Annotated in this window: 17 protein-coding genes; 13 read left to right on the forward strand and 4 right to left on the reverse strand. The window is 61.1% G+C overall.

The window, feature by feature from the left end:
* Nucleotides 1–23: 23 nt before the first annotated feature.
* From N3J91_02260 to N3J91_02275, 4 genes are all read left to right on the forward strand, one after another.
* Complete coding sequence (locus N3J91_02260; GenBank protein MCX8155271.1) at nucleotides 24–935, forward strand: hypothetical protein; 912 nt, start codon at nucleotides 24–26, stop codon at nucleotides 933–935.
* Nucleotides 936–1,015: 80 nt separating this feature from the next.
* Entirely contained in the window at nucleotides 1,016–2,539 is a 1,524-nt protein-coding gene (locus N3J91_02265) for a hypothetical protein (GenBank protein ID MCX8155272.1), read from the forward strand.
* Between the two features lie 107 nt (nucleotides 2,540–2,646).
* Nucleotides 2,647–3,498: a formyltetrahydrofolate deformylase gene (locus N3J91_02270; protein MCX8155273.1), complete on the forward strand. Its 852-nt coding sequence runs from the start codon at nucleotides 2,647–2,649 to the stop codon at nucleotides 3,496–3,498.
* Nucleotides 3,495–4,502 (forward strand): hypothetical protein, encoded by a 1,008-nt coding sequence (locus tag N3J91_02275; GenBank protein ID MCX8155274.1) that lies wholly within the window; start codon nucleotides 3,495–3,497, stop codon nucleotides 4,500–4,502. Before N3J91_02270 ends, N3J91_02275 begins: the two co-directional genes overlap by 4 nt.
* 442 nt (nucleotides 4,503–4,944) lie before the next feature.
* Here the strand turns inward: N3J91_02275 and N3J91_02280 are convergent, their stop codons facing one another.
* Together N3J91_02280 and N3J91_02285 are read right to left on the reverse strand one after the other, a co-directional pair.
* Nucleotides 4,945–5,697 (reverse strand): DUF1080 domain-containing protein, encoded by a 753-nt coding sequence (locus N3J91_02280; GenBank protein MCX8155275.1) that lies wholly within the window; start codon nucleotides 5,695–5,697, stop codon nucleotides 4,945–4,947.
* A 57-nt stretch (nucleotides 5,698–5,754) separates the two neighbouring features.
* Entirely contained in the window at nucleotides 5,755–6,969 is a 1,215-nt protein-coding gene (locus N3J91_02285; protein ID MCX8155276.1) for a PQQ-like beta-propeller repeat protein, read from the reverse strand.
* 225 nt (nucleotides 6,970–7,194) lie between these two features.
* Between N3J91_02285 and xrtU the strand changes: the two genes are divergently transcribed.
* The 6 genes from xrtU (at nucleotide 7,195) to N3J91_02315 (ending at nucleotide 14,722) form a co-directional block, all read left to right on the forward strand.
* The gene (xrtU, locus tag N3J91_02290; protein ID MCX8155277.1) at nucleotides 7,195–8,808 is read left to right on the forward strand and encodes an exosortase U; all 1,614 of its coding nucleotides are present in this window, start codon (nucleotides 7,195–7,197) and stop codon (nucleotides 8,806–8,808) included.
* On the forward strand, nucleotides 8,805–10,679 hold the full coding sequence (locus tag N3J91_02295; protein ID MCX8155278.1) for a hypothetical protein: 1,875 nt from the start codon (nucleotides 8,805–8,807) through the stop codon (nucleotides 10,677–10,679). Before xrtU ends, N3J91_02295 begins: the two co-directional genes overlap by 4 nt.
* A gap of 262 nt (nucleotides 10,680–10,941) precedes the next feature.
* On the forward strand, nucleotides 10,942–11,784 hold the full coding sequence (locus N3J91_02300) for a sugar phosphate isomerase/epimerase (GenBank protein ID MCX8155279.1): 843 nt from the start codon (nucleotides 10,942–10,944) through the stop codon (nucleotides 11,782–11,784).
* 158 nt (nucleotides 11,785–11,942) lie between these two features.
* A complete protein-coding gene (locus N3J91_02305) occupies nucleotides 11,943–13,079 on the forward strand; it encodes an Lrp/AsnC family transcriptional regulator (protein ID MCX8155280.1) in 1,137 nt (378 codons plus the stop codon).
* Between the two features lie 54 nt (nucleotides 13,080–13,133).
* Nucleotides 13,134–13,895 carry a DUF1080 domain-containing protein gene (locus N3J91_02310; protein ID MCX8155281.1) on the forward strand — a complete coding sequence of 254 codons (762 nt, stop codon included), beginning with the start codon at nucleotides 13,134–13,136 and terminating at the stop codon, nucleotides 13,893–13,895.
* A gap of 125 nt (nucleotides 13,896–14,020) precedes the next feature.
* Nucleotides 14,021–14,722 carry a hypothetical protein gene (locus N3J91_02315; GenBank protein MCX8155282.1) on the forward strand — a complete coding sequence of 234 codons (702 nt, stop codon included), beginning with the start codon at nucleotides 14,021–14,023 and terminating at the stop codon, nucleotides 14,720–14,722.
* A 12-nt stretch (nucleotides 14,723–14,734) separates the two neighbouring features.
* Here N3J91_02315 and N3J91_02320 read toward each other — a convergent pair whose 3' ends face one another.
* Nucleotides 14,735–15,268: a dihydrofolate reductase gene (locus tag N3J91_02320; protein MCX8155283.1), complete on the reverse strand. Its 534-nt coding sequence runs from the start codon at nucleotides 15,266–15,268 to the stop codon at nucleotides 14,735–14,737.
* Nucleotides 15,269–15,340: 72 nt separating this feature from the next.
* Nucleotides 15,341–16,441 carry an SMP-30/gluconolactonase/LRE family protein gene (locus N3J91_02325; protein ID MCX8155284.1) on the reverse strand — a complete coding sequence of 367 codons (1,101 nt, stop codon included), beginning with the start codon at nucleotides 16,439–16,441 and terminating at the stop codon, nucleotides 15,341–15,343.
* A 172-nt stretch (nucleotides 16,442–16,613) separates the two neighbouring features.
* Here N3J91_02325 and N3J91_02330 point away from each other — a divergent pair, with 172 nt between their 5' ends.
* The 3 genes from N3J91_02330 to N3J91_02340 are packed head-to-tail and all read left to right on the forward strand — an operon-like array spanning nucleotide 16,614 to nucleotide 19,084.
* Nucleotides 16,614–17,150: a phosphatidylglycerophosphatase A gene (locus N3J91_02330; protein ID MCX8155285.1), complete on the forward strand. Its 537-nt coding sequence runs from the start codon at nucleotides 16,614–16,616 to the stop codon at nucleotides 17,148–17,150.
* A gap of 45 nt (nucleotides 17,151–17,195) precedes the next feature.
* Nucleotides 17,196–17,876 (forward strand): ABC transporter ATP-binding protein, encoded by a 681-nt coding sequence (locus N3J91_02335; GenBank protein ID MCX8155286.1) that lies wholly within the window; start codon nucleotides 17,196–17,198, stop codon nucleotides 17,874–17,876.
* The gene (locus N3J91_02340; GenBank protein ID MCX8155287.1) at nucleotides 17,873–19,084 is read left to right on the forward strand and encodes an ABC transporter permease; all 1,212 of its coding nucleotides are present in this window, start codon (nucleotides 17,873–17,875) and stop codon (nucleotides 19,082–19,084) included. The genes N3J91_02335 and N3J91_02340 overlap by 4 nt, the downstream gene beginning before the upstream one ends.
* The last annotated feature ends 151 nt before the right edge of the window (nucleotides 19,085–19,235 follow it).

Here is a 19,235-nt window from a genome sequence, read left to right on the forward strand (position 1 = left end):
TGCTGAGACAAACATTACGGCTGGTGGCATTCATGCTGCTGGGGGGCGGCTCCGGTTTGTGGCCGGCCACCCGCGAATTGGTGCAAGACCCAGGTTTTACGCATGGGTTTCAACTGCTGGCGCCTGAGCCGGGCCGGGCGGTTTCGGCCGGAATACTCCCGGGTTGGGAGGCCGGGCCGCCGCGCTGGAAACTGGCCCAGTGGAGCAGCCGTTTCCCTTTGTCCACCAATGCCGTGGTCCAACACCCCCAATGGCTCGTCTATTCCAATGCCGCCAAATCCGTGAGGGTGGCCCGCCTCCCGGGCGGGCAAACCACCGAGCTGGCACTCTCCGTGATCGCCAGTGTGGAATACGCAGGTAGGGCGCGTCGGGCCGACGAGCCATGGGTGCACCTGCTCCTTGAACAATCTTTTACCAATCCTCCGGCCTTGAGCGGGTTGGAGCGGTTGGATTTATCGTTTGAGGCGCGCTTGTTGCACTGTCGCAAAGTGGAAACGCCGAATTACCATCCCTCCCGCCATGCCGCCCAATTTTTAATGTATTTCACCGTGCAGAACCTCAACCGACAATCGGAGGGTTACGGCAAGTATTTGTGGTTTGGCGTGCCCCTGTTTGATGACCGGGAGCGCATGCCAGGCGGGCATCAGGCGCCGGATACCGGCGGTACCCGCATGTTTATTTATAATCCTCCGCTTTCTGCCTACACCCGGCACAGTTTGCAGGATGGGCAATGGATCAAGCTCAGTGCCGATTTGCTCCCCTTGATGCAGGAGGGATTGAAGACAGCCTGGCAGCGCGGTTTCCTGCGGGAATCTCAGAACTTGGCGGATTACCATATCACTGGCATGAACGTGGGATGGGAGGTGCCGGGGGTTTTTGATGTGGGCGCCGCCCTGCGCGGATTGAGCCTCCAAGCGGTTTTGTGTGGCCCTTGAGCCGGGGTGGCCTGCCGGATTAAATCCATTGGCGGAGCCTCCGAGTTAGGGTAATGTTGAAGCTGGAAAGCCTAAGTGTCATGCATGGTGCTCAAATCTTTTTCCAGCGCGGGCGCTTCTCCCAGGTTGGGTTGGTATTGGTGGCCGGGTTGCTGCCCGCCTGGGGGCAGGAGGAGCCGGTGGTGCGGCCCCTGCCGGCAGCCCGTATCCTGCAGGCGGCGGCGGAGGTGATCGCCTCCTCGGCAGCGAAGCCTGCCGCCGCCACCAACGCGCCTGCGGCAAAGGCGCCGGTGGATATTTTGGAGTTCAATTCCGGCGACACCCTTCGCGGGCGGTTTTTGGGCTGGAGCGCGGCAGGTGGAATTCGCTGGCAGCATGAAGGGGTGGAGGGCGAATTGAAGATTATTCCCGATAAAGTCCGCAAGTTTCGCCTGCATCGGCCTCCGCAAAGCGCCCCCCAAACCATGCGTGCCCGCTTGTGGCTGCACAACGGCGACCGCCTTTCCGTGAATCTGGTGGAAATGGATGCCCAGAAGGCGGTGGTGGACTCGTGGTATGCCGGCAGGTTGGAACCGCCGCGCGCCGCAATTTCCAACCTGACCTTGTTTTTCTCGTCAGGCGACTTGATTTACCATGGACCAGCGGGTTTGGAGGGATGGCAGCAAAGTGGGCCGATGCGATTGGGCGCCGCGGCGATGGTCCGCAATGAACTGGTGATTGTGGACGGCGAAGTAGTTGTGGCGCGGGAGCAACGGGGGGACGAGGACTCATCCCCGGCTTGGGTGTTCACCGGCGATGTGTTGGAGGCCGTGCGTCCCGGTGCCTTGGGGCGCGATTTCAAACTGCCGCGGCAGTCCTCGGTGTCCATGGAGTTGGAAGCCCCCAATACCCCGGCGTTCACGCTGCACTTGTATGCCGATGCGGTGGACAAGTTTACGGGGATTAACGCGCTGTCCTTCACCTTTTCGGGGCGCATGATCTATTTCCGGCGCAGTTTGGGCAACGGCGGCTCCCGCCAGATTGGCAATGTGGATCATCAAAAATTTGGCGCCGGCGTGCCCACCCGGGTGAAATTGACCGTTTGCACGGATTTGGACCAGCAGGTGGTGGCCGTCTATCTGGATGATTTGCTCATTCGCAAGTTCTCCATTGCCGGCCAGGTTGAAGGCTTGGGCACGGGGCTGGTGATCCAGCAGCAGGCGGCCACTTCGCTGAAGATCAGTAACCTCACCATCAGCCGCTGGAATGGGGTGTTGGACGAGACGCCGGCCACGCCGGTGGCCGGCAGGGAGGATTTATTGCTGCTCAATAATCGCGACAAGCTCAGCGGCCAGTTGCTCTCCCTCAGCGAGGGCAAGCTCTGGTTTCAAACGGCCTACTCCAAGATTGAAATCCCCTTGGAACGCATCCAGCGCATCGCTCTGGTTCCCCCGGCCGGAGCCCAGCCGGCCGCCGGCCGCCAGCCGCGAGTGCTGCTCGGGGACGCGGGACGGCTCACGCTGCAGATTCAGCGCTGGGATGAGCAGGTCATCGAGGGAATCAGCCCGGTCTTGGGCGCGGTCAAATTGAACGCCCGCGCCGTTATCGGAATGCAATACGAGTAGGTTGTTGGAGTTTGTGCCATGGGGTTTGTTCCCCCCCGGCCTTCGTTCGCGTCTTCCCAGATAAAAGAATGGACGGCCTCAGCAGCCTTGGTTAGTTTCCCGCCGAAATGCGCACACGCGAGTTTGCCACCATCACGGTGATTGGAAAGGACAAGACCGGCGTCATCGCCCGGGTGACTCATTTCCTGTTTGAGCAACACGCCAACATCGAAGCCCTGGAAGAGCAGGTGACCCGGGGCCAGTTCAGCATGAATTTGCAGGCCTCGTGGAAACGGGGCACCCTGCGCCGCGAAGCCATTGAGCAGGGATTGGCGGAGCTGGCCCGGGCTTTGCAGATGGAAATCAAAGTCAAGTTCACCGATCCCCGGCGTCGCCAGCGGTTTGCCCTTATGGTGACGCGGGAGCCGCATTGCGCCGAGACGTTGCTCAAGGAAGTGCGCGCCGGCCGCTTAAAGGCTGACCCGGTGATCATGCTTGGCAATCGCCCGGATCTGGCTCCCCTGGCCCAGCGGTTCAAAGTTCCTTTTGAACACATCCCCTGGGTGGAGCGCGAGACGGCCGAGCGCCAGGCGTTGGAAAAACTCGAAGCGGTGGAGGTGGACTTTGTGGTGCTGGCGCGGTTCATGAAGATTCTCTCGCCCAATTTCGTGTGGCGCTATAAGAACAAAATCATCAACATCCATCCCTCGCTGCTGCCCAGTTTTCCCGGCGCCCAGGCCTACCGGCAGGCTTACGAAAGCGGCGTGAAAATCGTGGGCGTCACGGCCCATTTCGTGACCATGCACCTGGATGAAGGCCCCATCATCGCCCAGGATTGCTTCCACGTAAAACCTAACATGGAGCTGCCTGAGATCATCCGCCGCGGCCAGCAGTTGGAGGCGAAGGTCTTGCTGCGGGCGGTTAAGCTGTTTTTGGCCAAGAAACTGGACGTTTATTGGGGCATCGTCAAACAGGTATGAACAGCCCCCTTTTTGCGCGGAAATTGGGGTTGCTGCTCGCCGCGGGCTGGCTGGCCGGCCGCCTGGCTCTGCTGGGCGCAACCTTGCCCGCCCCGGAAGCCACACCCGCCCCCCGAACCCCGGAACAGGAGCTGGATGCCATTGTGCAACTGGATGATTTGGTGCACGAGGAGATCGAGCAATGGCTGGCAGCGGGGGAAACCAACCGCACGGATACCGCTTCCCGCGCCGCGCTTAATCTCAAAATCAAACAGCGCCGCGAGCTGGTGAACGCCGCCTACGAGAAGTATGTGCAGCGCCATCCGGAAAACGTGCGGGCGCGCATCCTCTGGGGCAGCTTTTTGCGCGAAGCCGGGTTTGACCGCGAAGCGCTGGCCCAGTGGGAAGCGGCCCGGCGGCTGGCCCCCACCAATGCGGTCATTTGGAACAACCTGGGCAATTACTACGCTGAAGAGGGACCGGCCACGAACGCCTTTGTGCATTACGCCAGGGCCATCGAATTAGCCCCGCAGGAATCCTTGTACCAACAACAAATGGCGCGCTGCTTGCTTGTGCATGAGGAGGCGGCGGCGACGTGGTTTGGATTAAGTTCACAGCAGGTGATTCTCAAGGCCCAGGAGCATTTGCGGCAGGCTTGTGCCCTGGCGCCCACCAACTTTGCCCTGGCCACCGAGCTGGCCCAGACCTACTACCTGATGAAGCTGCAGCTCACCGGCGATCGTGCTAAAGACTGGGAGGCTGCGCAAAAACTCGCCGACGAAGCCCTGGCTGCCTGGGAAAAGGCGGGCAAGCTGGCCTCCTCTGATTCGGAACGCCAGGGTGTCTTGCTTCATCAGGCGCGCATTCTCGTGAGTGCTGAACGTTGGGCTCAGGCCCGGCGGCTGTTGGACCAGGTTAAGGAGCCGTCGCTGGCCGGCCTGAAAGTGGAATTGGAGGCCCGCCTGGCGGCACGAGAAACGAATGCCGCTTCGTCTGATTCGCCGGAGCGCGAATTCAAGAAATGAGAGCCACCTGGAACGCTTGGCGGCTTAACCTTCTTTGTCCGCCTGGCCGTTAATGAATAGAATAACCTGAAGTAGCGTCCCTTTATTGAATCATCGCATTATGCTTATGAAAACCGCGTCACTCCTGGGAGTCGGAATGATGGCCATGGCCATGGCGGGCGCGTTGTACGCGGCGGATGTCCCTGCCAAAACCAAAGTCTGCCCAATGGGGCCGGGTTGCGGCCTTGGTCCGGGGGCGGCTTGCGGACGGGGGCCGGCTTTTTGTGGCGGCAATGCGGCCGGCCAAGGCCAGAAAAAACAGGCTGCCCCGCCTGCCGCCAAAGGCCGTCACGGCGGAAAAGGCGTTGACCAGAAACCGGGTTGCGGGCTGGGGCCTGGGGCGGGTTGCGGCAAGGGCCCCATGTGGTGCCGCCAGAACGAAGCCTGATTCGGCTCAGGCCGCTCAAGGCAGCTCCTTGAGCCGCACGTTGCGGATTTGTACGTGACTGCCGCCCCGGCTCAATTCCTGGAAGCCAATGTGGCCAAATTTGGGGCGATCCTTGATGGGCGGGGCCAGGGTGCCATCGTGCCGTTTGACCTCCTGTTTTTGTTCTTCCAGGTTGAGGTCTTGGATGACTTCCCCATTAAGGACGACATGCAAATGTGATCCGTTCAGGGTGATGCGGTATTTGTTCCATTCCGTGGGGCGATACACCTGTTTGCGCGGCGCCACGGCCCGATAAAGGCCGCCGGTCAACTCCGAGTCTTTCGCTTCGGGGTTGTAACGGAAATCGGCCATCTGCAACTCCATGCCGTCGAAGGCGGGATCCCCAAAAAGGGGTGCGCGCAAGGCACAACCGCTGTTGCCGGTTTCTCCCAGTTTGAATTCAAACTCGAGGATGAAATTGGTGTACTGACGCTCGCTCACCAGCCAGGTGCCGCGGGTGGTGCTGCCATGCAATATGCCCTGCTCGACCCGCCATACCGCCCCCGTGGGGCCGGGTTTGGCCAGGTCATTCCATTGGGTGACCTTCCACCCCTTGGGAATCCCATCTTCACGAAAAAGGAGGGTAAATCCTTCGTTGTCCACCGGACCCGTCTGCGCGGGCGCCGGGGCCGGCCAGAGGACCAGTCCACCGAGGAGTGCGGTGCAAAAACATGTCCAGCGCAGCAGGCCCTGCGCCGGCGCGGTGATGTTAAAAGGCAGAATTTTCATTTTGTGGACGTAGTTTTCTTATATCATTGAACCCCTGCAGGCCGCAGGCGTCGAGTTTTATTGTCGCACGTCCAGGGCCACCACCTGCCCGGCGGCGTTGCGGCAGTAGATACGGCCCTGGGACAAAACGGGGGTGGTCCAGCAGCGTCCGCTCAGCACTTTGGCGCGGGCCAGGGGGGTGAATTTTTGCGGGGTGGCCTGCACAATGAGTAATTCTCCCTTCTCACCCTGTACGATGAGCTTGCCCTCGGCGGCCATCAAAGCGCCCAGCCCCACCGAGCTTTCCTGCCACTTGACCTGGCCGGTGGCCCATTCCATGCACATGAGATAGCTGGCCTGGCCGGATTCGCCGGTGGTGCCGTACAAATGGCCGTCAATTAAAACGCAGGTATTGAAATGGTTGCGCATGTACTTGTTGGCATAAACCTGGCGCACCTTTCCCTGATTAAACTCAATCAGGGCGCACCCTTTGCCGTAGGAGGAGGAGAGGAACATCTGGTTGCCCGAGACAATGGGATCGGCGGCATTGACATCGTAGCGGGTTTCCCACGGGAAGCGCCAGGCCTCTTTGCCGGATTGCGGGTCCAGGACAAAAAGCGTTTTAGCGCCGAGCACGGCGGCCCGCGTGGCCTGGCCCTCCTGGAAGGGGACCACTGAGGCATAGCCGCAGGCTTCCTTGCCATTATCCCAGACCAACTGGCCGGTGTTCTTGTTCACGGCCATCCCGGCGGTGCCGGCGTTGAGCAGCAGCAAATCCCCCCGGACCAGCGGTGAGCTGGCAAAGCCCCACTCCGGCATTTTCATGCCCCAATCCTCCGTCAAGTGTTTGGCCCAGATCACCTTGCCCGTGGCGGCGTCCAGGCAAAATAGATGACCGCGCTTGCTCAGGGTGTACACCCGGTTGCCATCCACCGTGGGGGTCGCGCTGGTGCCACCTTCGTAGTATTTAGGGTCCAAAGGATGCCGGTAGGTGTGCCGCCAGAGGATTTTGCCCGTATCGGCCTCAAAGCAAAACACCGTGTCATTGCCCTCGGCATTGCCCGTGGTGTAAACCCGCCCTGCACTCACGGAGAAAGAAGCGAAACCGGTACCCACCTGGGCGGTCCACAGTCTTTTGGGGCCTTCCGCCGGCCAGGTGCTGCGCCAGCCGGTCTCCTTGGAAATGCCATTCAAATCGGGGCCGCGCCAGCGGTACCAGTCCACTCCGGCCCCCAGAAGCGGCAACCCGGCCAGGCAGGCCGCCACCGACGTTATCCACGCTAATTTTTTCATGGCTTTACAGTAGAAGTGCATCCCCCTGACGTCAATGACAGAGAAAGTCCCTGCAAGATGGGAGGCCCTGGATCGTCCTCCTCCTCTGCGGCCTTCGCGCCGGGCGCGGCGGCCTCTGGCCGGGGGCGGAGCTTTGGCTGGGCCAATAACTGCAAGCCCAGGAACCGCATCGCCACCCGATACCGCTTGAATTTCCGCATTTTATCGGTATCGTGTCCCTCAAACATGCCATTACTGGCCGGCAGTTCAGATTTGCGCGCCAAACGCCGCTGGTGGCGGATTAGTTTGGTGGTGCTGGTGTTGGGATTCTCTCCTTCGCTGTTCTATTATTTTCTCGGCCTCTGGCAGCGCGAGCATTACCAATTTTTCCCGCTGGCCATCGCTGGGGCTATTTATCTGGCCCGGCGGGATTTGGCGGGGGAAAACGAGACGGTGACGCGGCCGTGGTGGGGGCTGGCGGTGGGTTTGTGCGCGTTGGCAGGCTACGCGGCGTCGGCGTGGCTTTGGTCACCGTGGCTGGGGTATTTGAGCTTTCTAACGGCGCTGGCCGCCTTGTTGCTGGTAGTGGGAGGATGGCCCCTGGTGCGGGCCGCGGTTCCGGCCTTCATCATGATGGCCACCATCATCCGGCCGCCCATGAATCTGGACACCGAGCTGGCGCTCAAGCTGCGGTATGTGGCGGTGGGGTTGAGCACGTATTTGCTGGATTTTGTGCGGGTGCCGCACTTTGTGAATGGGGTGGTGATCGAGATTCCCTGGGATCGCCTGCTGGTGGAGGAGGCCTGCAGCGGCATCAATTCCACTTTCTTTGTCTTTGCCTTCGCGGTTTTCCAGTCCTTGCGCATGAAACGGCGCTGGCCCCACGGGGTGCTGTTGGTGTTGCTGGGATTCAGCTTTGTCATTCTAGGCAATGTGGTGCGCATTACGGCGGGGGCCTTTTTCCGGTATCGCTATGGCATTGATTTGCTGACGGGATGGTCGCACGAGGTGTTTGGGCTGGTGTTGTTTGTGGCCTACATCGTTTTGATTTTGAGTGCCGATGCCTTGTTGTCCTTGTGTCTGGGGGGCTTGGAAGAAGCTCCCGCCAGCAAGAGTGTCATCTGGAGTGAACTCCTCAACCGCTGGCTTGGCCCCCAGATGTCGCTTAACGCCGTGCGCGGTTGCGCCTTAATGGCGCTGGTGTTTTTGGGAGTGGGGGCGGCGCAGATGGTGCTGGCCACGCAACAAATTAACAAACCCAAAATCCTGGTGCCCTCCCGCCTCAAACCGGGGGCGCATTTTGTCCTGCCCGAATTTGTGGCCGGCTGGCGCAACAGCACGGGCAAGATCCCCATGGGCACGCAGCATTACATCCAAATTGGGGCCATTCATTCGCAGGTGTGGACGCTGGAGAAAGGGGGGCTGCAGCTTTTGGTGGCGTTGAGCTATCCCTATCACGGCTGGCATGATCTGAATTATTGCTACAGCGGCCATGGATGGAAGCTGACCGACCCTGTGTTTCGCACCGATGGCGTGAGCGACAAGCAAAGCATCATTGAGGTGGAGATGAGCCGCAAGCCCATGCACAACGCCTATCTGTTGTACAGCGCCTTCACTGAAGACGGCGAGTGGCAGCCCCCCGGGCGGCTGGAAAAGCGGTTCAGCATCCGTCCGGATGTGGATGAGGACATCCGCACCACCTACCAGGTGCAGCTCCTCTACATGGGTTACGCGCCTTTGCCCCCGGAAGAAAAGGCCGAGGTGCTGCAATTATTCCTGGAAGTGCGCAAACTGCTGATGCAGCAGGTGTATGAGCAACTGGTGCCCAGCACCGCCAAATCCATCCCCACCCGCAAATGATTGAGCGCATCCGCAATAACTGGCAGGAGGCCTGGCAGGGCCGCGGCCCGTGGGCGCGCTACGTGCGGGCCCTTTTCCGGGCATGGGACACGCTCCTCGCTGTGCTGCTCTTTGTGCCGCGGTTTGTCTGGCGCGGGCTGTTGCGGGTATTTGAGGCGCTGGAAAACTTCTCCCTGCGAGCTCTTATCTTTGGTGAGGACGGCGGGGGCTATGGTTATGGCTACGGCTATGGCTACGGTTACGGTTACGGCTATGGCAGTGGCAAACCAAAACCCCGGCGCAAGTGGTACAACCCGCTGGTGTGGATTGCAGCGGTCTGGCGGCTTTTCAGCACCATCACCCGCGCGTTTTTTGGGTTTCGCACCGACGGCATGGTGCCGGGTGTGGTGGCAGATGGTTATGGCCGCACCCGCGCAAAGTTGGAGAGTGCGGTGGACAAGCACCGTCTGCTCCTCAAACTCAAAGCCGCGCCGGCCGTCCTGACGATTCTGGGCTGGCTGGGCATCCTCGGATTGGTGGTCTGGTTCACCCCGGCCCGCATTGAAGCGCGTTACACCAAATGGGCGGATGATGCCTACAATATGGGGAATTTGCCGCGGGCGCGGGTGGCCAGCGAACGGCTGTTGCAGCTAGAAAGCACCAATCAACCGGCCCATTTGTTGCGGTTGGCGCGCAATCTGGCGGCCATGGGCTATGCGGACGACGCCCTGACCCTGGCCAGCCGCACGCCCCGGGAGCAGGGGGGCCTGGCCGAAATGCAAATTGAAGTGGCCGAAAATATCATCGGCAATCCCGGCGCCTCTTCCATCATGCTGCATCATGCGGAGCGGTATTTGCTGGAGTTGTTTGCTGGCAAACCAGATCAGGCGGATGCCGCAGTTTTGCTGGGCCGTTATTATTACCGGCTGGGGGACTGGGAGGAGGCCCGCTGGTATTTGAAACGGGCTTTTCCCAAACGCAACGACGCCGGATTGATTCTGGCAGCCATTGAAATGGGCTATGGCAACACCTTGGCTCGTGATCGGTGGGCGTCGGCGGCCTCGGAATATTTCAAATTAAAAACCGCCACCGGCCAACCCAGAGACCCAAAGACCTGGCTGGCCCGCCGCCAATGGGCGGAAGCGGAGCTGATTCAGGGCAACCTGACCAACGCCCTGAGCATTCTCAACGAAGGCATCGCCACCACCGGCCACAAGATTTACCATCGCATGGCCGCCAGCATTTATTGTGATTTGGTCAAGCGCAGTTGGGCCATGGACCCTACTAATCACTGGCAGCGCCTGGAATGGATGCGGACCGGCCTGAATCATGATCCCCAAAATGAATTTTTGCTGCGCACGCTGGCCGCCACGGCCAATAGCCAGGTTCCCACCGCCGAGGCGGCGCTCTCCCTGGCCCGGGACTTGGGTGCCGTGGCCGCCAACCGCCCCATGGTCTATTATTACCTGGGCATGGATTTGTATAGCCGCGGCCAGGAGCAGGGCGCGCGCAGCCATCTGGAGGTGGCGCATCTGGGGCAGCCGGACAACCCGGTGGTGGCTAACAACTTTGCTTATTTGGTTACCATCACCGAGCCCCCCGATCCTACCCGTGGGTTGAACATCATAAACACCGTCATCCAGCGGCACCCGCGCGAGCTGGTTTTCCGCGAAACGCGCGGCCAGATCTTACTAAAAATGCAGCGCTGGCAGGATGCACTGGCGGATCTGGAGGCGGCCCGGCCATTATTTCAAAGCAACTCCGTTTTCCATGCCAGTATGGCCAAAGCCTATGCCGGCTTGGGGCAGATGGACCTCAGCCGGCAGCACGAGAACCTGGCCAGCCAACTGCGGGCGGAGGAATTGCGCGCCCGCACCGCACAAAATCCTTGATCCCGCCATGGCCCGGCCATTTGCCTCTTGAGCGGCCAGCCTGGGGGTAGTGCGGCAACATCGGCCGCAGACAACAACGGGCAGGCTTGCCAAAAAGCGAGGGGTTTGGGAGGGTAGGGCCATGAAATCCAGTGTTCCCGTGCAGTCGGCAGCCGGCCTTTCACGGCGGCAATGGTTGATCCTTGGTGGCTTGCTGGGTCTAGGGGCGGGTTTGGGCCGCCTTTGCGCGGCGGAGGGGCAGGCAGGCCGCCGCAAAATGCGCATGGCGCTGACCCCGGGCAGCATCGGCGTGCGGGCCAATCAAGTCGAGGCCATTCAACTGGCTGCTAAATACGGCTTTGAGGCTGTGGAGCCGTATGCCGGTTATCTGGCCGGGCTTTCCGATGAGGGTCTGAAAGCCTTGCGCGACGAAATGGCCAAGCATCATTTGACCTGGGCCGCCGCTGGTTTTCCGTTGCAGTTCCGCGGGGAGGAAGCGGCTTATCAAGCCAGTCTGAAGGAGCTGCCCAAGACGGCCGCCGCCTTGCAGCGGGCGGGCGTCGAGCGGATGGGCACCTGGCTTTTCCCCACGCACGCCACGCTAAGCCGGCAGGAGAATTGGGAGCGGCATGCCCTGCGCCTGCGTGAGGGGGCGCGGATTTTGGGTGAGCATGGCCTGCGTCTGGGGCTGGAATATGTGGGCACGCGGAGCGCCCGTGCCGGCAACCGGCAAGTCTTTATTTACAATTTGAAGGACACCCTGGCTTTGATTCGAGATATTGGCCAGCCGAATGTCGGCGTCATTTTGGACAGTTGGCATTGGTGGCAGGCCGGCGAAACGGCGGAGGATTTGCGGCAGCTAAAAAACAAGGATGTGGTCTCGGTGGATCTGAACGATGCCCCCGCCGGCCTGGCCATCGAACAGCAACAGGATGGACGGCGGGAACTGCCTCTGGCTACGGGAGTCATCCCGGTGGCCGATTTTCTCAAGGCTTTGATGCAGATGCAGTATGACGGTCCGGTCCGGGCCGAACCGTTCAATCAGGCACTCAATGATCTGGATAATGATGCGGCGTGTGCTGCCGTGGCGGCGGCCATGAAGAAGGCCTTTTCCTTGGTGGATTGATTGCCTGGCTGGCGTCATGCGCGTGTGAGTCCTGAGGAGGGCTCCTTCAACCTTTTCCTTCGGGGGGCAGGACCCGCCTCCCGCAGGCAGTGTCCCGACGTTTGATGCCGGTCAATTTCATTTTGGTTTCGTAAGGGTACGTATTATTTTTACTGCTTATGAGTAATGTAACGGTGCCGGTTTCGATACACGATCCAATCAACGAAAAGATTTTGGTCATCAGTGAAGACCGCGTGCAGGGATTCCAGCGGGATCCGTTGGGCGAAATCTCCCGGATGTCGGGGGTGGATCGTGCCATAGTGTTGGAGCGGCTGCAGGCCATGTTGCGTGCCGGGGTCATCCGGCGCATCCGTCAAACCTTGCTGGCCACCAACCTGGCCCAGGGAGCGCTGGTGGCCTGGGAGACGCCGCCTGATTTGCTGGAAACCACCTTTGACTGGATGTTTGCCCATGATCCCTTCACGGGGCATGTGGTCATCCGAAGCACCGACCCCGGCACGGCGGGCAGCCAGTACCGGCTCTGGACTACGTTGAAGGTGCCGCAGGGTTTCTCGATGGTGAAGCATTGTGATTACCTGAAGTCCAAGACCGGCGCTTTGCGCTATGTGTTGTTGCCCGCCCGCAAGGTTTTTGCCCTGGGGGTGGGCCACCTGCGCCGGCGGGGGTTGCAACCGGGCGATCGCGCGCCGGAGCCGGCCGAGCCGGCGGATGTGGCGGTGACCACCTTGTCCGATTTGGAATGGCGGGTGCTCGTGGCGCTAAAGCGGGAATTTACTCCAGAGGAATTGGAAGTGGAGCCCTTGTGGGGCCCGCGCGCGCAGGAGGCCGGGGTGCCGCTGGAGACTTTTTATGAGGTGGCCACCGAATTGAACCGCCGCCGGGTGATCGGGCGTTTTTCAACCTTCCTGGAGCATGCCAAACCGGCGGAGAACGGCGAGCGGGTGGCGCGTTTCAACGCGTTGTTTCACTGGGCCGTGCCGCCGGGGCGGGAGATTGATGCCGGCAAGGAGGTGGGCCGACATCACGTGATGACGCATGCCTACTGGCGGGATGCGGGACCGGAGTTCCGTAACGTCAACATCATGGGCGTCGCGCACGGGGCCGAGAAAGAAGTGGTGCTGGCCCACAAGGCGGCCATTGACCGGCACTTGGAAGAGGCGGGCATTCCGCTCCTCTACACCAATGTTTTTTGGGGGGGACGCAGCGAAATCAAGCCCTCGGAGATTTCGCCCATGGCCTACGTCGGATGGTGCCGCCGCCAGGGCATAGACCCGCAACAGATGCGCGAGGCCTAGAGCGCAAGGGGATTCGGACTTGTCAGAAAAGGCGGGCGGGGCGATGTTTAAGACATGAACATGGCCCCAGCCTTGCGGTGGTTTTGGGTATTTTTGATGGTGGGCGGCCTGGGCGCGGCCGAGCTGCCACCGTGGCAATCGTTGTTTGATGGCAAGTTTCCCGTGTACTTCCGCGGCTATAAGATGCTGCAATTCCCCGTCAACCTTTGGGCCGCCAAGGCGGGGGTGATCTCTTCGGTGCCGGGGGGGGAGCAGACGGATTTGATGCTGCGTCAGCGGTATTCCCACTTTGAGTTTTCTGTGGAGTACCGTCTGCCGCCGGGAGCGGCGTCAGGTATTGTATATCTGGTACAGGAGGGCGCGCCCCGGGCCGCGATGGGGGGGCTGAAAATGGTGCTGGCGGACGACGAGCGGCATCCCGATGCCCGGAACAATCCCTTGTACCGCACCGGCTCGCTATACGCGCTCCTGCCCGCCACCAATGCGCATCCACGGCCGGCCGGCCAGTGGAATGAAGCGCGCGTGCGGGTCTGGGGCAAGAGAGTGGAGCACTGGATCAACAACGAAAAGGTGCTCGAATTTGAGTTGGACAGTGAGGCGTTGGAGAACGCCGTGCGGCGGGGGCGCCTCAAAAACCTGCCGGATTTCAAGGAGATTGGCGAAGGGTACATCGGCTTGGAGCATCCGGGGGTGGAGATGTGGTTCCGTAATCCCCGCATCCGGGTGTTGCCGGCGCCGGAAAAGGAAACCACGGAGCCCGCAGACGCTCCCACGGAGCCGCTGGCGCCGGACAAACCCGCCGGCGTACCCCAATAAGAACGGCCAGGCCCCCTCGCGGTTGAATGAATGACGGCGGCGGACGTCCAAAGAACAGCGCGGCGTGCCGCGCCGGGTATTAAACAAGATTGACCCCGGCGGGTGAGCCGCTACAAAGACAGGCCATGAGATTGACCAAAAACACTCGGAATTGGCGGAGCACAGGCACTGCCCTGCTGTTGGCGGCGGGTTTATCAGGGTTGCAGGCGGCTGACGCCGGCAAAGCAGAGCTGGCCCCGCTGCCCTTGAAACTGCCCACGCCCGCCTTCAAGGGCACGCCGGCGGAGATTCCGCCAGATACCACGGCGGAGAAACCGACCGGCAAACCGCGTCCGCCATTTCTGGCTCCGAAGGGGGTTGCCAATGTGGCCTTGAACAAGAAAGTCATTTGCAGTGATAAGGCGCCCATGACCGGGACCCCCGAGCTGGTCACCGACGGCAACAAGGAGGCCACTGAAAGCTCGGTGCTGATCATGCGCAAAGGCTCCCAGTACGTGCAGATCGATCTGGAAAAAAACTACGCGATCTATGCCATCCTCATCTGGCATGCGCATGACGCCCCAAAGATTTATCGCGATGTGGTGGTGCAGGTGGCGGATGACCCGGATTTCATCGAAAATGTGCGCACCATTTTTAATAATGATCACGACAACAGCTCCGGCCTGGGCATCGGCACCGACCGCGAGTATTTCGAGGGCTTCGAGGGCAAGTTGATCGATGCCAAGGGCATCGTGGGCCGTTACCTCCGCTTTTACAGCCGCGGCAGCACGGACAGTGCCCTGAACGAATACACGGAAATTGAAGTGTGGGCCTTGCCGGCGAATTAAGGCTCGCCTTGATTAATAACTTCGCATCGCGGCGGCGGCTCCGGGTGGGGCCGCCGTCAGCCTTTCAGGACTTTGATTGACGTAGCGAAGAATCCGAAAATCGCCCGTCTCCCTGACCACCTCCGCCGGGGTGAAACGGTCCTCAAAGGGCGGGAACAACACCTCTCCTTCAGCCGGGCGCAGGACCTGGGTGAGGAACAGCTCCGCGCAAAAGGGCAGGGCCAGCGCATAAATTTGCGCCCCGCCGCAGATGAAGAAACGCCGCGGTTCCGGCCAGCCGGCCAATTCCCTTAAATCCTGAATCACTGTAACGCCGGGATGCCGAAAACCGCTGCGGCTAATGACCACCGTGTCGCGTCCCGGCAGGGGGCGGCCAATGGACTCAAAGGTTTTACGCCCCATGACCAGCACATGGCCCATGGTGACGGATTTGAACCATTGGAAATCCTCCGGCAAATGCCAGGGAAGACGCCCCTGGCAGCCGATGACCCGATTGGCGGCCATGGCCGCAATGGCCGTCAGGCGGGGTGTGGGGCTGTGGCTCATTGCCGCGCTCACCGTAGGCGAGAGTTTATGCGGGCGCAAGCCGCCGCGCAGAAAACTTATCCACCAACCTGCTCAGGGAAGTTTGCCGCGAGTTTTGGTTTTGACCCGCAAGAGGTCATGGTTGGCCGTGATGTACAACACACTGCCGTCATCGCCCCAGGCGCAATTCGCAGTGGGGCGGTCCGTTTTGATGGTGCCCAGGTGTTTGCCCTGGGGCGACAAGACCAGCACTCCTCCCGGCCCCGTTGCGAAGACGTTGCCCTTGACATCCACCTTGAGACCATCGGGCAAGCCAGGGCGGCCCTTGCTGGCCAGCTCGGCGGCGTCAAAGAAGATACGTCGGTTGCCTATGGTCCCGTCCTTGTTAATGGGAAAGGCAAATATGGCAGGATTGGCGCGGTCGGAATTGGCTACGTAGAGAGTCTTTTCATCGGGGGACAAGGCGATGCCGTTGGGGCGGCTTAATTTATCCGAAAGCAAAGTCACTTCCCCGTTGGGAGAGACCCGGTAGATGCCTTGGAAGGGGATTTCCTTGCGGGGATCGGCCATTTGGGCGGGCAGGCCGTAGGGGGGATCCGTAAAATACAAATTGCCCTTGGAATCGAATACGGCGTCATTGGGGCTGTTGAAGCGCCGCCAGAGGTAATACTGTGCCAGGGGGGTAAAGGTGCCGTCTTTCTCCAGGCGGGCGACGCGGCGATCTCCATGCTGGCAAATGACCAGCCGCCCCTGCCGGTCGCGCGTCAGGCCGTTGGACCCCATTTCCCCTCCGCGCGGGTCGGTGCCGGTGTAACCGCTCGGTTCCAGAAACACGGAGATGCCCAGGCCCTCCTCCCATTTGTAGATGCGATTGGTGGGCACATCAGAAAAAAGCAGATACTTGCCCATCCACACCGGCCCCTCGCTCCAGATGAATCCGGAGGCCAGTGGTTGAAGAAAAGTGTTGGTGGGCAGAAGCGCGTTAATCGCCGGATCCAGGCGTTCCACATGGTCCACGACAGGGGGCGGGGCGGGCTTGGCCGGTTTGGCGGGCTTGGGAGTTCCCTTTTTTGCTGCAGGTTGGGTCTTGGCGGTGCCGGCCTTGGAGGATTCCTTGGCGGCGGCATGAGTTTGCCCGACGGCCAGCATCAGGGCGGCGAGACATCCGATGGCTTTGACGCAGTAATTACGCATGATGCAATGTGGCGTGAAGTGTGGCGGGGCAGGGCAGCGGCGGTCAAGTCCGAAGGTGAGCCGGCCACCTGCCCCCCGAGGTGAATTCTTCCTCACGTTTCGCAGCGGCGGGATGCCAGGCACAGGTGAGTTTTGCTTGGAGGCCGTGGGCCAGGAAGGGCATACTGTCAGCATGACTGGTTTTTGGGCGCACGTGGGATTGTGGGTGGCGCAAGGTTTGGGCGTGGGCCGCCTGCCGTTGGCTCCAGGCACCTGGGGCGCGGTGCTGGGGGTGTTCCTGACCATGGCATTGCTGGGCACCGGCAGTTTCTGGCTTTATCTGGGGGGCATCCTTTTGTCCTGTGGGGCCTCCATCTGGTTGTGCGGGAGGGCGGAAGTGATGCTGGGGCAGACGGATCCCGGCTCCGTGGTGTTGGATGAAATTATTGCACTCCCGATCTGTTTTCTACCGTTTGTGGCCACAGCGTGGTGGCGTCATGGCCTGCTGCCTGCGCCGGGCAGTTTGCTGGATAAAAACGGGCCGTTGATTGGGCTGACCGTTTTTGTGTTGTTTCGTTTGTTTGATATTCTCAAGCCCTGGCCGGTAAAGCAGAGTCAGGCGTTGCCCGGCGGCTGGGGGATTACGGCGGATGACGTGCTGGCGGCCCTTTATACCGCGGCGGCGGCCTGGCTTTTACTGCGACTTTTCCACCGGCATATCCTGGCGTGACCGGCGGTTTGGCGTTTGCCCGAGGTTGCGCCATGTTAAGCGCCGATGGCGTTGCTGGAGTTACAGGGTTTACGCAAAAGTTTCTCCACGCCCACCGGCGAAGTGCGGCGGGTGGTGGACATTCCCGAGCTGTCCGTGGACTCAGGCGAGCAGGTGGGCGTGTTTGGCCCCAGCGGCTCGGGCAAGACCACCTTGTTGCATCTGATTGCGGGCATCCTCCGGCCGGATGCCGGGCGCATTTTGCTTCAGGGCCGCGATTTGACACCGCTCCGGGAACCGCAATTGGACCGGGTCCGTGCAGAAAGCATCGGCCTGATTTTTCAGTCCTTCAACCTGCTGCAGGGTTTTACCGCACTGGAAAATGTGGCCTTGGGCATGGCTTTCGGGCGCGGCGTGGATTGGCAGCGGGCAAGGCATTTGTTGGGGCGTGTGGGGCTGGCAGCTTACGCCGATTACCGCCCAGGGCAGCTTTCCACCGGCCAGCAACAACGGGTGGCCGTGGCACGGGCCTTGGCGCCAAAGCCGGCGCTGGTCCTGGCGGATGAGCCAACCGCCAGTCTGGACGAGGCCCATGCGCAGGCGGCGCTGAAGCTCATACGCGAGCTGTGCCAGGAGGAATCGGCCGCGCTGATGTTGGTCAGTCACGATCCGGCGGTTCTGCGCAGCTTTCCGCGCCGACTGGAGATGTCGTTACCGGCGCCGGCCGTGGGGGAGGGAGGGACATGATCCTGCCGTTGTTGATCCGCCGCAGCTTGCGACAGCATTTGGTTTCCAGCGTGTTGACGGCGTTTTCGGTGGCCCTCGCGGGGGCATTATTGCTCACCGTCTGGGTAACTCGGGATCAGGCCCGGCGGGCCTTTGCCGGCGCCACCACCGGATTTGACGCCGTGCTGGGCGCGCGCGGCGCCAAACTGCAGCTTGTGCTTAATGCGGTGTTCCATCTCGAAGCCTCGCCCGGCAATTTAAAGTGGGAGGATTTTCAGGAAATCCGGGACCATCCGGCGGTGGATTTGGCAGTGCCGCTGGCCGTGGGAGATAATTATCGCGGGTATCGAATTGCGGGGACCACCCTGGACTTCTTTCAGCGCGCAGAGCCCGCGCCCGGGCGGCCGTTTGCCCTGCAAGCGGGCGGGCGCTGGTTTGATCCGTTGCGGCGCGAGGCGGTGGTGGGGAGTTTTGCCGCACGGCGCCTGGGGCTGCGCGTGGGAGATCGTTTCCATCCCTATCACGGATTGACGTTTAGCGAGGAACACCAGCATGAAGAGGATTATTTGGTGGTGGGGGTGCTCAAACCTTCCAACACGCCGGCGGACCGGGTGATCTGGATTCCGCTGGCCGGGGTCCAGCACATGAGCGGGCACGATCCTGCGGCGGCGACTGATTTGAGCGCGGTCCTGGTAAAACTGAAAGGGGGCAGTCCGCTGGCTGGTTTCCAACTGGACCAGTATTACAATCGGCAGGGCACGCGGTTGACGTGGGCTTGGCCAATCGGGCGGGTGGTGGCCGAGCTTTTCGAGAAACTGGCCTGGCTGGATCGGGTGTTGACGGCCTTGGCGGCGCTGGTGGCGCTGGTGGCGGGGGCAGCCATCACGGCGAGCATGTACAACGCCATGTATGCCCGGCGGCGGGACGTGGCCATTCTGCGGGCCTTGGGGGCCCGGCGGCGGACGGTCTTTATGGCTACATGGCTGGAGGCAGTTGGCATTGCCGGCCTGGGGGTGGTGGGTGCTTTTCCGCTGTACGCTTTGAGCATGTCTGCGGTGGCCGTCATGGTGCGGGCTTCGACCGGGGTGGTTTTGGAGGTGGCGGTCTGGCATCCGGTGATGCTTTATGCCCCGGCTGCCCTGATTGCGTTGGGCGGTTTGGCGGGTTTGCTGCCGGCGCTGCGGGCCTACCGGACCGAGGTGGCGAGACATTTGGTGCCAGTTGCATAAGCCAACCCGGCCTTGGTCCGGAAAATATAAATCGGGCGCAGTCTGCCTCCATTCGATGGCGGAGCGGAAACAGGGGGGGGCGCTTGATTAAGTTGAACGAATGTGATTTATTAGGGTAAAATTTTAGCTGGTTGCGAAGATTTTTTTTGTT

The organism is Verrucomicrobiia bacterium, from assembly GCA_026414565.1.
Lineage (GTDB): Bacteria > Verrucomicrobiota > Verrucomicrobiia > Limisphaerales > Fontisphaeraceae > Fontisphaera.